The sequence below is a fragment of the Ruegeria sp. HKCCD6428 genome (assembly GCF_013110595.1).
GTDB lineage: Bacteria > Pseudomonadota > Alphaproteobacteria > Rhodobacterales > Rhodobacteraceae > Ruegeria.
The window spans coordinates 18,478-32,419 of sequence record NZ_WVQX01000005.1; the positions used below are offsets into that span (position 1 = coordinate 18,478).

The following is a 13,942-nucleotide window of genomic DNA, read 5'->3' on the forward strand; positions in this document are numbered from 1 at the left end:
CTTTTGTGGGCTTTCGGTCATAATGCAATATTTTTTGTTGCATAACCCTCGGAAGGTTGTGAGAATTCGAGCGAACACAAGTATTTCGAAGCGCAAAGCAAAGATGCACAGGCTGATCAAATTCAGAATACGAGCCAAGGCAAAGCGTTGACCGGCCAACTTGCCAACAAGACAGCTTCCTTTTGGTTCTAGATCGTGTGGCATTGAGAGGCGGCATGAGCGACAGCGAAACGGCAGATCAGATTGCGGCGCTTCCGATGCGCTGGGACAAGACTGGCAAGTTGCGCGTTCTTATGGTCACTTCGCGGGACACCGGCCGGTGGGTTATCCCGAAGGGCTGGCTAATGGACGGCAAAAAACCATGGCAAGCTGCTGAAATCGAAGCGCAAGAAGAAGCAGGCGCCGTCGGCACCATATCGAAACGGCCAATCGGTCATTTTTTCTATGATAAACGATACGAGGGGCAAAGCAGCGTTCGCTGCCGCGTCACCCTTTATCCGATGGTCGTCGAAAAGCTGAAGCGACGCTGGAAGGAAAAAGGTGAACGTACGCGTCACTGGTTTTCACCGGCAAAGGCCGCAAAGTTGGTTCAAGAAAGCGACCTGTCAGATTTGCTGAACAATCTGACAGACAATCCAGAAGTCAAAATTGTCATAAAGAAACTTCGACAGGCTGCATGAGGAAGGGCATGAAAGAACCGGGAAACCCGGACGCATCAAGCTCAAAGGGAGGAAGAAAATGAGGAAATTGATATCCACAACAGTTGGATCGGTGATCGCCCTGGCTGCGTCACTGTCGGCGGCACAGGCCGACAAGCTGACACTTTATTGTTCGGCGCAAGAAGACTGGTGCCAACTGATGGCGCGCAGCTTTGAAGATGCAACAGGCATCGACGTCAACATGACCCGGAAGTCGTCAGGGGAAACCTTTGCACAAATACGCGCCGAAAGCTCGAATCCGAAAGGGGACGTTTGGTGGGGCGGTACGGGTGATCCGCATTTGCAGGCCGCCGAAGAGGGCCTGACGATGGAATACATTTCGCCGATGCGCGACCAGCTTCATGATTGGGCGATATCCCAGGCAGAAAGCGCGGGCAACAAGACGATCGGCATCTATTCAGGCGCACTTGGCTACGGCTACAATTCCGATCTTATCGCTGCAAACAACCTGCCCGAACCGGCCTGTTGGAAAGACCTGCTGAAGCCCGAATACAAAGGCCACGTTCAGATGGCGAATCCGAACTCATCAGGTACGGCCTATACCACGCTGGCGTCGATGGTTCAGATCTTTGGCGAGGACGAAGGCTTTGAGTTCATGAAGGGTCTGCATTCGAACATCAACCAATATACCAAGTCCGGGTCCGCGCCCATCAAGGCCGCCGGTCGTGGTGAGAACACCATTGGTATCGTCTTCATGCATGACGCCGTGAAGCAGGCCGTTTCAGGATTCCCGATTAAGGTCGTCGCGCCATGCGAGGGCACGGGATACGAAATCGGCTCGATGTCGATTATTGAAGGGGCGCGCAACGAAGAAGAGGCGAAAAAGTTCTATGACTGGGCGCTGTCTCCAGAAGCTCAGAATCTTGCTCTTCAGGTCAACGCGTTTCAGGTACCGTCGAACAAGAACGCAATAACTTCGGAGAGCGCGCCAAACATGAGTCAGATCAAGCTGATTGATTATGACTTCAAAAAGTATGGGTCCTCAGACGAACGGAAGCGTCTGTTGCAGAAATGGGACGAAGAGGTTTCGACTCTGCCGCAGTAAATGACTGACCAGACGTCAAAAACGACCCATCCGGTCCTGATCTTCTGGATCACGGCCGGGTGGGTCGGATTCTGCCTGTTACCTTGGTACATGGTCGACGGCGGCCTTTGGTCGTTCGAGTGGCTTTTGGACGGCTATCCATTCGATGAGGATTACGCCCCCGCTGCGTTTCTGATTGGCCAAGGTGAAAAACTTTGGCTCGCTCCGCTTTTGATCGCACTGGCCCTGCCGCTTCTGGTGTTGAAGCGCACCAAATCTGATCCAGTTTACGCCCGCATACTGATCCTGTCAGGGGCGCTTGGCTTTGGCTGGCTGATCGCTCAGGGGTTCAGCATTGGCATCAGAGGTTTCAACTTCAATTGGCTGGAGGCGATGTTTGGCGAACTTGGCGACCGTCAGTTCGGCATGGGCTATGGCGCGATGATATGCGCCTCGAGCTTTCTGTTCCTGCTTACTCAGGGGATCGCGGCAAGGGGTGCCATTAACGGTGACGTCTTTGTCGTAAGCGCCATCGGGGGCGTTATTACAATTGTCACCGCGTTTGTCTTTTTTCCCATCGCGAAGATGCTTTTCGCTGCCTTCATCACCGAAGACGGCGCGTATTCCATCGCGGTCTTCTTCTCGAAGTTTTTCGATGATCGATTGTGGGGTCTGGGGTGTTTTCAGGGCGCGCGTTGTGGCGCAGCCTGGAATTCACTGTTCCTCGCCATCCTCGTTGGCGTCATCACCACGGTCCTGGGTCTTTGCTTTGCACTTGTCGTGACGCGCTCAGGCTTTCGCTTCAAGCGCGTGCTGCGGGCTCTGACCGTTCTGCCAATAATCACCCCGCCATTCGTGATCGGCCTGGCGCTGATCCTGCTTTTTGGCCTGTCCGGCTCTGTCACCCGGTTCGTTGCCGAACTGTTCGGCACGCAACCGACACGCTGGCTTTACGGAATGCCGGGCATCCTGATCGCGCAGACACTCGCGTTTACGCCAATTGCGTTTCTTGTTCTGATCGGTGTGGTTGAAGGTGTCTCTCCGTCGATGGAAGAAGCGGCGCAAACGCTCCGCGCCAGCAGATGGCAGACATTCAAGACGGTTTCCTTGCCCCTGATGCGGCCTGGTCTTGCGAACGCATTTCTTCTGGGCTTCATCGAAAGCATGGCCGATTTCGGAAATCCGCTTGTATTGGGCGGGAATTTCGACGTGCTTTCGACCGAGATATTCTTTGCCATCGTCGGCGCTCAGTACGATCAGGGCAGGGCCGCGGTTCTGGCCATGGTGCTGCTGTTCTTTACTCTTTCCGCCTTCTACGCGCAGCGTGTCTGGCTGGGGAAGAAAAGCTATACAACCGTCACTGGCAAAGGGGATGCCGGCGTTCATCCACTGATGCCCACTGGCCTTTCTGTTCCGGTGCTGCTCATCGCTCTGGGCTGGGCGCTGTTCACAATTGTTGTCTACGCGATGATCATTTACGGCAGTGTTGTCGAGCTGTGGGGCGTCGATAACTCGCTGACGATCAAACACTATATCACTGCATTCTCGGTCCGCTTCGAAGAAGAGGGTATTCGCTGGACCGGGGCAGCTTGGGACAGTTTCTGGACCACCATAACCATCGCGGCCATTGCTGCGCCATTGACTGCCGCCGTTGGCCTGGTGACCGCCTATCTGCTGACAAGACAAAGTTTTGCAGGCAAGAACGCTTTCGAATTTGGAACAATGCTGTCCTTCGCTATCCCCGGGACAGTGATCGGCGTCAGCTACATCCTGGCCTTCAACGTTCCGCCAATTGAAATCACGGGTACGGGTGTCATTCTCGTTGTCAGCTTCATCTTCCGCAATATGCCGGTCGGCGTTCGTGCGGGGATCGCGAGCATGTCGCAGCTTGACCGCAGCCTTGATGAATCCTCGCTGACCCTTGGTGCAAACTCGTGGCAGACGTTCCGAAATATCATTCTGCCGCTGTTGCGCCCTGCGATACTTGCCGCGCTTGTATACAGCTTTGTGCGCGCCATGACGGCGATCTCGGCCGTCATCTTTCTGGTCAGCGCAGAATATGACATGGCGACCAGCTACATCATCGGTCGGGTCGAGAACAACGACTATGGCCTTGCGATCGCCTATTCGACGACGCTGATCTTCGTGATGCTCGCGGCGGTCGGCTTATTGCAACTTCTCGTCGGTCGGGTCCAGATTGGCCGACGCACGCAGCACGGAACGGAGACATCGCCATGACCGACACCAAAATCGGTTCCAAGGCCGCCCCGGTACGCTTTGAGAACGTGTCGAAAGTGTTCGGCAAGGATGTCGTTGCCGTCGACAACATCAACCTGAACGTCGAGGCGGGAAAGCTCGTCACACTGCTTGGCCCGTCAGGCTGTGGGAAAACAACGACTCTGCGCATGATTGCCGGGTTGGAAATGGCAAGCTCGGGCAAGATCCTGATCGGAGATCGGGACGTGACCAAGTTGCCTGCCACCGACCGCGACGTATCCATGGTGTTCCAGTCATACGCGCTTTTCCCTCACATGAGCGTGCTGGAAAACGTGATGTATGGCCTCACATTCTCGGGCTTTGCAAAGGAAGAAGCCCGCAGCCGCGCTCTGAATGGATTGGAACTGGTTGGCCTTCAGGGGTTCGACAGTCGTCTTCCCTCTGAACTGTCAGGGGGTCAACAACAGCGTGTTGCAGTCGCCCGCGCGCTGGTTCTTGAGCCGCAGGTTCTGCTGTTCGACGAGCCGCTGTCCAACCTCGATGCCAAGCTTCGCCGTCAGGTGCGAGAGGATATTCGGGCAATCCAGCAAGATCTTGGTTTGACAGTTGTCTACGTGACCCACGATCAGGAGGAGGCACTGGCGGTCTCGGATGAAATTGTTGTCATGCGCAATGCAGCAATCGCCCAAATGGGCACACCACGCCAGCTTTATGATGCCCCGAACGACCGATTTGTTGCGGATTTCATAGGCGAGGCAAACCTTTTGGAATGCCAAATCGTCGATATCAATGGCGACGCGGCAACGATAGAAATAGAAGGCTACCGTCACACGCTACCACGTCGCGGATTGTCCGAAGGACCCGCGACCATTGCCGTGCGACCCTCTCGTCTGGTCATCGGCTCAGACCAAGGCATCCCAGCCACGGTGGCCAAGGCGACCTATGTTGGCGTTCGGATGGAATACACGCTGACCGGTGAATTCGGTCAGGTTTTTGCCGTTCACGATGACGTCGATGCGCCGCTGGATCCCGGCACCGAAATCAAAATGGGCTTTTCTGACAAAGGCCCCGTTCTTTTGCCGGATTAAATGCCGAAACTCATTATCATTACGCACCCCGAGGTCGCAATCGATCCGGCCGTCCCGATAACCGAATGGGGCTTGAACGCTGTGGGCCGCAAACGCGCTACTGAATTTGCATCCAGCGAAGTCTTGTCCAACGTGGCGCAGATATGGACCAGCAGCGAGCGGAAGGCCCGCGAAACAGGTGAGATTCTTGCTGCACCACGAGCGCTACCCGTGAATTGCAACTTGGGCCTTGGTGAGAACGACCGCAGCGCAACCGGTTACTTGCCTCGGGACGATTTCGAGGCCGCAGCCGATGCTTTCTTTGCTCAGCCGGATAGGAGCTATCGTGGTTGGGAAACAGCTGTCGAGGCGCAGAGACGCATTCATCGCGCAGTAACAGAGATAGTCCAGACGCATCATGCCGGGGATCTTGCAATCGCGACCCACGGGGCAGTAGGCACATTGCTTTGGTGCGCACTTTCGGATTGTTTGATAGACCGCAAGTATGACCAGCCCTCACAAGGCCATTTCTGGCAGGCTGATCTAGCGACACTCAAACCTGATTCAGGTTGGGTCTCTTTTACTTAGACGTTAAGCGCTCCAAGCGTTCTCTGCGATCTCACGCAACGTCTCGAACACATCTGGCGTGCCTGCGATCACGCGCCCGCCGTCTCGGATCATCGCATCGGCGTTCTGATCCTCGACAACGCCACCCGCTTCCGCGACCATCAATTGCCCAGCCAGACAATCCCAAGCATTCATGTGTTCCTCGACATAGCCCAGAAGGCGTCCGGCAGCGACGTAGGCCAACGAAAGCGCTCCGCTGGCATTTCTGTGAAACATCGCCCCGTGCTCGATCAAATCCTCGATCACGGGTAAAACATGACGGCTCTCAATCCGGTTCGAGTATCCTACTGCCACAGTTCCGTCGCGCAACGGCACTCCTGAAGCGACGCGTATCGGTGATCTGTTAAGTGTCGCTGTTTCTCCGCGCGTTGCGACAAATGTTTCATCCACGTTTGGATCATGGATCACGCCAATCTCCGTTTGGCCGTTGGTGACACCAGCCAGAACAATGGTCCATGCTGGAATACCGTTCACGAAATTCGTGGTTCCATCAATTGGATCAATAACCCAGTCAAAGCCACTCTCTCCCGCTACCGCGCCATGTTCTTCACCGTAAACGCCATCTTTGGGCCAAGCCTCCGAGATCTTTTGACGAATGAAGGTCTCGACGCTCCTGTCCGCCTCGCTGACCCAATCCTGAGCGCCTTTTTGATCAACGACAAGATTGACCCGATCTGCAAAGAACTTTTTGGCCACTAACCCAGCCTGCCTGCAGATTTCGGTGGCAAAGTCTCTACGTTCTGAAAGTCGGGACATAAGTGCTCCTTTTTCGGTTGGAGAGTTGCCCAGCAACACTGTAGGCCAAGCGAAGACCAGGCTCCAGACTGATCGAGTTTCAGAGCCTATGCGTTCCTCCCTGGATCATTAGTGAATGGTCTACACGCCATTTCAATCGGATCAATCGTTCTTGTGCACCGAGAAAGACCGCAAATTGATGGTTCATTAGGGCACAGGCGTCAATCTGGCGAAGGTTGCTGAACTGGAAAGTCTAATCGAAGAAAAGGCCGCCTGATTGGCAAGCATACCTCAACAAGTGTGGCGCAGAATGTGGGGCACGAAAGTCGCCATATTATATTTGTTTTTTTCAAAAACGCTAATACGGTTTTTTGGTGCGGGCGGTGGGACTCGAACCCACACGGGCATACGCCCTTCAGATTTTAAGTCTGATATGTCTACCATTCCATCACGCCCGCACGGCGCAGCCCCTAAGGCCGTGCAATTTCCTTACAAGCACAGAGGGATGAGAACAATGCGCTTTGACGCAGATGGTTTGGGATTTTTCGGTGGAAAGCTGGTTCTGCCATCGCCGTCGTTCTGCAGCTGGGCCCCTCCCCTGTTTCGAGGTCACGTAACAATCGCCTTTCCGACATCATCCCTTCCTCGGCAATCCATCTTCGCGCGGATTGCGCTGCGCGTTCACTTTGCGCATGACCTTGTCGTCCTGTCCATTTGCCACCGCTGAGAACCGTTCTTCGCCCAATCGCAAAGTAGACCTGGCCGGTTTTTCAGCGTCTTGGAATGATCCTTTGTTGGCACTTCCATCGTTTACAAATAATAATATTCATTTTAATGATTTCGTATGAATGGAATTTCTTTGTCCCGACGCAGCTTCCTGTTCAATGCCACGTGTCTTGCGGCACTTGGAGCTCAAGCCAGGATCGTGCAAGCAGAGCTGCGGCTCGGTCCTTCAGCCCGAATTACGACCGTGTCAGACGGATACCTGTCATTGCCACCTGATGTTGTTTTCGGAGCCATGCCCAAAGAGGAGGTCGAGCAATTTCTGACCCGCACTCAAGCGGACGCGACCAAGTACGAGCCAGAGTGCAACGTCACGCTTTATCGAGGTGATGAAAACACCGTGCTGTTCGATGCTGGAGCGGGGCCGGACTTCATGCCCACATCGGGCAAACTGATGGAAACTTTTGAAGCAATCGGCCTGTCGCCCGAAAGTGTCACGCATGTGGTTTTCACCCACGCGCACCCGGATCATATCTGGGGTGTTCTGGATGATTTCGACGACCTGCTTTTCCCAAATGCGACGCACCTCATTGGACGCAAAGAATGGGATTATTGGTGGAACCCCTCAACGGTGGACACGATAGGTGAAGATCGCACCGCGTTCGCGGCCGGTGCAAAACGGCGATTGGAAGCAATTGAAGATCAGGTCGCGTTCTTCGAGGATGGGCAAGAGATACTTCCGGGCATTGCGGCACGGGCAAGCTTTGGGCACACGCCCGGTCACATGGCTTTTGAGCTTCGAAATGGGAGTGAGTCCGTGATGGTCGTCGGCGACGCGCTGGGAAATCCGCACGTGGCGTTTGAACACCCCGATTGGCACGGTGGAACGGATCAGGATCCCCAGGTCGCCGCAGCGGCGCGTTACTCTCTGCTGGATCAGGTTTCCGAAGAGGAAATGAGAATAATCGGCTTCCACCTGCCGAACGGTGGAATTGGCCGCGTCGAAAAGACCGGTTCTGCCTACAGATTCATTGGAGAGGCGTCATGATACGATCATTCGTGATTGCGGTTGCTTTGGTCACACCAGCCTGGGCAAGCGAGGATATTGCTGACCAGTATCCGCAAAGCGTTCTGTATTCCAAGCCGGTCGAGTTCATTCCTGGCGTCTATTCCGCAATTGGCGCAACCGCTCCGCCGACCTACGAAAACTCTGGTCACAACAACAACCTGAGCTTCATCGTGACCGGTGAAGGCGTGGTCGTTGTCAACGGCGGTGCGGCCTATGTCCTTGCCGAGGCGCTGCACAAGGAAATTCAGGCGGTTACGGATCAGCCGGTCACGCTTGTCTTCAACGAAAACGGTCAGGGGCACGCGATGCTTGGCAATGCCTACTGGTCGGAAATCGGTGTTCCAATCGTCGCCCATTCGGATGCAGCAGCTGAGTTCGAGGAGTATGGCCCTCAGATTCTGGAGGGCATGAAACGATACAATCAGGACAAGGCAGAGGGCACGTTTCTGGCAGGCCCAACAGAGACATTCGATGATGAATACGTGATCGAGATGGGCGACTTCCGGATCGAGGCCAAATACCTCGGACCGGCCCACAGCCCCGGCGATATCTCGATCTGGCTGCCGAACCAAGGCCTTGTCATCGCGGGTGACATGGCGTTCCACGAGCGCATGCTGCCGATCTTTCAGGATACCTATACCGCGGATTGGCTGGAAACCTGGGACAACGAGTTCGAGGCTTTGAATGCCACGTATGTCATTCCCGGGCACGGTCATCCCACGAATATGGATCAGGTGCGCCGCTATACACGCGATTACCTGGTGTACCTGCGAACCAGGATTCAAGAACATATGGATGCAGGCGGCGATCTGACCGAAGCCTACTATGTCGATCAATCCCCCTATGCCCATCTGGACACGTACGAGGAACTGGCAACAAAGAATGCCGGGCGCGTTTTCGAACAGATGGAGTTCGAGTAAGTCAGGAATGCTGCAATACCGGCAGCCGCATCAAAAACCTGTGCGTGCCTATCGCCCCAACCCACATGAAGAAAACGGCAAGCCAGGCTGTCAATGACAGGGCGGACCCGCCTGAAAGCCCGGCGCCCACGGCGCAACCTCCGGCAAGCATCGCTCCGAACCCCATGAGGACAGCTCCGACCAGGTAACGTTCCATCGGGGTATCCGAGCCAAAACGTTCGATCTTCCACTCGCCGGAAATGATGGCAGATCCTGCTGCGCCAATGGCCACGCCGGGAACAAGGCCGATGCCGAAAGACAGCACCACATTTCGCTCTGCAACCAACGCCATCAGCGTGTCTGTGGCCGGGCCGGTAAACGTCACTGAAGACACAGGCACGACTTCGAAAGAAGCTTGCGCGATGGAATATGTCATGAACCACCCAAGCGCCACTGCCCCGCCCACGCCTGCGGCTGTCACGATCTTTGCAGGTGCGACATTTCTATGAAAAGCAAACACAATTGCCAGAACAAATCCAATTGCGGCAACGGCTGTATAGGCCGGTGGTGAAAGCCCGATTATTGCTGAAAGATCGCGCTGTGCGCCTCCTGAGATGGTCCACAGACCGGAAATCGCTTCACGGGCCGGGCTGAGTACTCCTGTGTAGGCTGCCTGGGCCACCAAGGTCAAAATCAATCCTGTCACAAGTGCACGCAGGTTGCCGCACGAGGCCAAGACCAGCAGGCGAGATGCGCATCCGCGCGCAAGAACCATGCCTATGCCAAACATCGCCCCACCAATAACCGCACCGCTAAGGCTGCCAGTTGACGCGATGGCGCGTGCTTCTGAAAGGTCCAGCAATTCAAGCGAGACAAGCGCCTGGACCAGCGTCAGTGCCGCGGTAAAGGCGATCAGCCAAACCGCCAAACGGGGGCCAAGCTTACCTTCGGCGACTTCGACAGTCGACGCGCGCAAACAAAAATGGGACTTCTGAGCCGTCACGCCGAACAAGATACCGACGAGCACTCCGGCAAATGCCAAGGCGCCCGGGTCTCCCAGCAGATCGATGAGCCTCTCCATGGGCAGAAACTCTCACTTCGTTGCGTATGTGTCCTTGCCTTTGATCAATTCGTCATCGTCATTGCGCGGCCATCGGCCTGCGCGCCAATTGGCATTGCGTCCATAACTCACCCAATGCGGATACCAGCCGGTCGACATCTTCACAGGTGTGCACCGGCGACGGCGTAATCCGCAGACGTTCCGTTCCTTTGGGGACAGTTGGATAGTTGATGGGCTGAATGTAGATCCCATAGTCACGCATCAGCACATCCGAAATGAAGCGACACTTGACCGGATCGCCGACCATGACCGGAATGATGTGGCTTGGGTTCGGTGTATGGGGAATACCCAGATCGTCCAGCCTGTCCCGGACTTCGCGCACGCGCTTATTGTGCTGTTGCCGCTCTGCATTGCTTTGCTTCAGGTGCTTCACCGAAGCCGCAGCTCCTGCCGCCACGGCCGGAGGCAAAGCAGTGGTGAAAATAAATCCGCTGGCAAAGGATCGGACAAAGTCGACAAGCTCTTTCGACGCCGCGATGTACCCACCGACCACGCCGAACGCCTTGCCCAAAGTCCCTTCGATCACGGTCAGGCGGTCCATCAGGCCCTCGCGCTCGGCGATGCCACCGCCGCGCGGACCGTACAGCCCGACCGCGTGAACCTCATCCAGATAGGTCATCGCGCCATATCGGTCCGCCAGATCACAGATCTCGGCAATCGGTGCAATATCGCCATCCATGGAATAGACGCTTTCAAACGCGATCAGCTTGGGCGCATTTGCAGGCAAGTCCGCAAGTTGCCTTTCAAGGTCTTCAAGATCGTTGTGCTTCCAGATCCGCTTTTGACAACGGCTGTGACGAATCCCCTCGATCATCGAGGCATGGTTCAATTCGTCGGACAGAACCGTGATGCCGGGGATGCGGGACGCCAAGGTTCCCAACGCAGCCCAATTGGATACATAGCCGGACGTGAACAGCAATGCTGCGTCCTTGCCGTGAAGGTCCGCAAGCTCCTGCTCCAACAGCACATGTTCGTGCGTGGTCCCCGAGATATTCCGCGTTCCCCCTGCCCCGGCACCACTTTTGTCAATCGCCCCGTGCATGGCTGCGAGGACTTTTGGGTGCTGGCCCATTCCAAGATAGTCGTTCGAGCACCAGACAGTGACTTTTTCGGGACCATTCCCCGTGTAACTGCGCGCCTTAGGAAACGCGCCGCACTGACGTTCGAGGTCTGCAAAAACCCGGTAGTTTCCTTCCTGTTTCAGTTGATCAAGTTGATCTCGAAAATACTGCCGGTAGTTCATTTCAATCCCCAACGGCCTCTTCAACGATTCCAGACAACAGGGTCTGGACCTTTTGCATTGGGCCGTCCGGATAGCTTCGGTATCCTACCTTCACCCCGTCATCGTCCTCGGTCACGAATATCCCGTATGGGCAATAGCCGATATTCATCGGATCTGCTTCCATCACCTCACGCGAAATCTTTGCCGAGCAAAAAATAAAGATGTCCGCCGCCGCGAATATCTGTTTGTCGCTGCCGACATCAGCGCCCGTTCGGTTCAACATTTCGCCAACGTGGCTCACATAGTCGATGACCAGCCCCTGCCCGACAATTGCGGATTCGACCGCAAAGGTGGCATCATCAAAACTTCCATCAAAGGGGGTCGTGATGATATCCTCGGCAAGCCCTTGACTGGCAGAGACCGCAAAAAACGCGGCCGTGATGATTAAGTGTTTCATGATCTTGATCCTCCTCCTGAGCCGCAGTTTCTCAGATTGAGCTTCGGGGGCTTTGACCCTTGTCAAAACACCCGAGAACTTCTATCCAAACATGTCCGAGGTGATACCGGCATACCAACCCAGCGACTCTTCATACGTTGCTTTTCTCAGATCGGCATCTTCGCCCGTCTGGCTGATGAAGCCGTCTACCTTGGCGATTTTTTCCGGCGTCGCCTCGTAGGTTGCGCCAACCTTCACGCCATCATCCGTGTCGATCAGCGACCAGCAGGTGTTGGAGAACTTGGCCGGGAACACCTTGGATCCGGTCAACGCGCCCCGCACGGCATTCGCGCACACTTTCGCCTGACTGTTGGCCGAGAAACCCGATTTCGGCATGTCACCCTGCTGGCTGGCATCGCCCAGGACATAGATGTCCGGATCCGCCTTGGAGGACATGTCCGCGGCAATGACCGGCGCCCAGTTGCCTTCGGTCACTCCGGCCATTTCGGCAATGCGTCCGGCTTTCATCGCCGGAATCACGTTGCAGACGTCGACTTTGGTCTCTTCTCCGTCGATGGTCACCGTCATCGCGTCCGGGTTTACCGAGACATTTCCCCCACCGAAGTCTTCACCAATCCAGTCGACCATGCCTTCGTAATGGTTTGCCCAGCCTTCCTGGAACAATGCCATCTTCGAAAACTTCGGTTTCGGATCCGCCACGATGATTTTCGCCGTGGGATTGTTTGCTTTCAGAACATGCGCAACCATCGAGACCCGCTCATAGGGTCCGGGCGGGCAGCGGTACGGGTTTGGTGGTGCAACCATCGCAAAAGTACCGCCTTCGGGCATCGCCATGATCTGAGCTTTCAGAAGCTCTGTCTGCGAGCCGGCCTTGTACGCATGCGGCATCTTGTTTTGCGCCGAGACGTCCCAGCCTTCAACAGCCCCGTCGACAAAATCGATACCCGGGCTGAGGATCAGTTTGTCATACGGGACCGAGCCCCCCCCGGCCAAGGATACAGTCTTGGCATCGCGGTCAACACCGATGGCCCAATCGTGGACCACGTTTATCCCATAGTCGGCAGCAAGCGTTCCATAGCTGTGCGCGATATCCGAAAGTTCCTGGAACCCTCCAAGATACAGGTTCGAGAAGAAGCAGGTGTAGTAGGTCCGCGACGGCTCGATCAGCGTCACGTCGATCTCACCTTTGCTGTCCTTCGCAATATAACGGGCAGCCGTAGCGCCGCCTGCACCGCCGCCGACAACAACGACCCGGGGCCTGCCCTGAGCCAGAACCATCGGTGCAGATAATCCGGCTGCCGCCACCCCGGCGGCTCCTAGAAATATACGTCTATTGAGTGTCATCGCGTTTCCTCCCCTTAGGCACAATCACTCTGGGTTATTGAAATATGCGGCCAACGCCGCGATCTCGTCATTGCTCAGCCTTCCGGCGATCATTTGCATAACCGGGTGTGGCCGCTTTTTGTCCTTGTATGCGTGCATGGCGACGACAAAATCCTCGTCGGGCCAATACACGATCGACGGGATACCCTCGTCACTTCCCTCGATCTGATGGCACGTCGTGCATTCGCTGCTGAGATATGCGCCGTATTCGGGATCTCCCTGAATCGCCAGGATCGCTGGATCGACGGAATGGTCCGTGCCTTTCGCGGTTGGGTCCGCTTCGGGAATGTCCCGAGGGTTGTCTGAAAACCCTCGCAAATAGGCAATCACATTGGCCCGGTCTTCCGGGTCTTTCAGACCGCGAAAGCTCATCCTTGTGCCCGACGCAAATGCACGTGGATTTTCGATATAGGCTGACAAAGTGTCAGCGTGCCATTTCAAACCCGAATTTCCCGCGCGCACAAGGCTCTTGGAATAATTGAAACCATCAAGACCCGCAGCCTTGCGCCCAAAGACACCATTCAGATGCGGACCGATTTTGTTTTCCGCGCCTTCGCCAACCTGATGGCAGCCTTTGCATTTGGCGAACACTGTTTTCCCGGCCTCGGCATCACCAAGGTCTTCGGTTGCGTAGGTCGATGTGGCGAAAGCCGCCACAACCGCCGCACACGCCACTATGT

The 13,942-nt window shown here is 55.6% G+C and carries 13 protein-coding genes and 1 tRNA gene; 7 read left to right on the plus strand and 7 right to left on the minus strand.

Annotation, left to right across the window (positions count from 1 at the left end; all coding sequences use genetic code 11):
• Positions 1-257 precede the first annotated feature (257 nt).
• From GS620_RS12610 to GS620_RS12630, 5 genes are read left to right on the plus strand one after another with little or no spacing between them, the layout of a single operon-like run.
• On the plus strand, positions 258-680 hold the full coding sequence (locus tag GS620_RS12610) for an NUDIX hydrolase (protein ID WP_253283925.1): 423 nt from the start codon (positions 258-260) through the stop codon (positions 678-680).
• A 58-nt stretch (positions 681-738) separates the two neighbouring features.
• Positions 739-1,764, plus strand: coding sequence for an ABC transporter substrate-binding protein (locus GS620_RS12615; protein WP_171616174.1), 1,026 nt, complete (start codon positions 739-741; stop codon positions 1,762-1,764).
• On the plus strand, positions 1,765-3,981 hold the full coding sequence (locus tag GS620_RS12620; RefSeq protein WP_171616176.1) for an iron ABC transporter permease: 2,217 nt from the start codon (positions 1,765-1,767) through the stop codon (positions 3,979-3,981).
• Complete coding sequence (locus tag GS620_RS12625; RefSeq protein WP_171616178.1) at positions 3,978-5,048, plus strand: ABC transporter ATP-binding protein; 1,071 nt, start codon at positions 3,978-3,980, stop codon at positions 5,046-5,048. The genes GS620_RS12620 and GS620_RS12625 overlap by 4 nt, the downstream gene beginning before the upstream one ends.
• Positions 5,049-5,615 (plus strand): histidine phosphatase family protein, encoded by a 567-nt coding sequence (locus tag GS620_RS12630; RefSeq protein WP_171616180.1) that lies wholly within the window; start codon positions 5,049-5,051, stop codon positions 5,613-5,615.
• A gap of 3 nt (positions 5,616-5,618) precedes the next feature.
• Here GS620_RS12630 and GS620_RS12635 read toward each other — a convergent pair whose 3' ends face one another.
• Complete coding sequence (locus GS620_RS12635) at positions 5,619-6,410, minus strand: inositol monophosphatase family protein (protein WP_171616182.1); 792 nt, start codon at positions 6,408-6,410, stop codon at positions 5,619-5,621.
• Between the two features lie 351 nt (positions 6,411-6,761).
• A tRNA-Leu gene (locus tag GS620_RS12640) sits at positions 6,762-6,847 on the minus strand.
• A gap of 386 nt (positions 6,848-7,233) precedes the next feature.
• On the opposite strand from GS620_RS12640, the gene GS620_RS12645 reads away from it, so the two are divergent.
• Both GS620_RS12645 and GS620_RS12650 read left to right on the plus strand, forming a co-directional pair.
• On the plus strand, positions 7,234-8,160 hold the full coding sequence (locus GS620_RS12645) for an MBL fold metallo-hydrolase (protein ID WP_171616184.1): 927 nt from the start codon (positions 7,234-7,236) through the stop codon (positions 8,158-8,160).
• Positions 8,157-9,101 carry an MBL fold metallo-hydrolase gene (locus GS620_RS12650; protein WP_171616186.1) on the plus strand — a complete coding sequence of 315 codons (945 nt, stop codon included), beginning with the start codon at positions 8,157-8,159 and terminating at the stop codon, positions 9,099-9,101. The genes GS620_RS12645 and GS620_RS12650 overlap by 4 nt, the downstream gene beginning before the upstream one ends.
• 1 nt (position 9,102) lies before the next feature.
• Here the strand turns inward: GS620_RS12650 and GS620_RS12655 are convergent, their stop codons facing one another.
• The 5 genes from GS620_RS12655 to GS620_RS12675 all read right to left on the minus strand — a co-directional run bounded on the left by GS620_RS12655 (position 9,103) and on the right by GS620_RS12675 (position 13,940).
• A complete protein-coding gene (locus GS620_RS12655) occupies positions 9,103-10,161 on the minus strand; it encodes a YeeE/YedE family protein (RefSeq protein ID WP_171120759.1) in 1,059 nt (352 codons plus the stop codon).
• 58 nt (positions 10,162-10,219) lie between these two features.
• Positions 10,220-11,443, minus strand: a complete 1,224-nt coding sequence (hemA, locus tag GS620_RS12660) for a 5-aminolevulinate synthase (RefSeq protein WP_171616188.1) — start codon at positions 11,441-11,443, stop codon at positions 10,220-10,222.
• 1 nt (position 11,444) lies between these two features.
• A complete protein-coding gene (locus GS620_RS12665; RefSeq protein ID WP_171363802.1) occupies positions 11,445-11,879 on the minus strand; it encodes a DUF302 domain-containing protein in 435 nt (144 codons plus the stop codon).
• Between the two features lie 81 nt (positions 11,880-11,960).
• On the minus strand, positions 11,961-13,223 hold the full coding sequence (locus GS620_RS12670; protein WP_171207071.1) for an NAD(P)/FAD-dependent oxidoreductase: 1,263 nt from the start codon (positions 13,221-13,223) through the stop codon (positions 11,961-11,963).
• A gap of 24 nt (positions 13,224-13,247) precedes the next feature.
• Positions 13,248-13,940 (minus strand): c-type cytochrome, encoded by a 693-nt coding sequence (locus GS620_RS12675; protein ID WP_171616436.1) that lies wholly within the window; start codon positions 13,938-13,940, stop codon positions 13,248-13,250.
• Positions 13,941-13,942 lie beyond the last annotated feature (2 nt).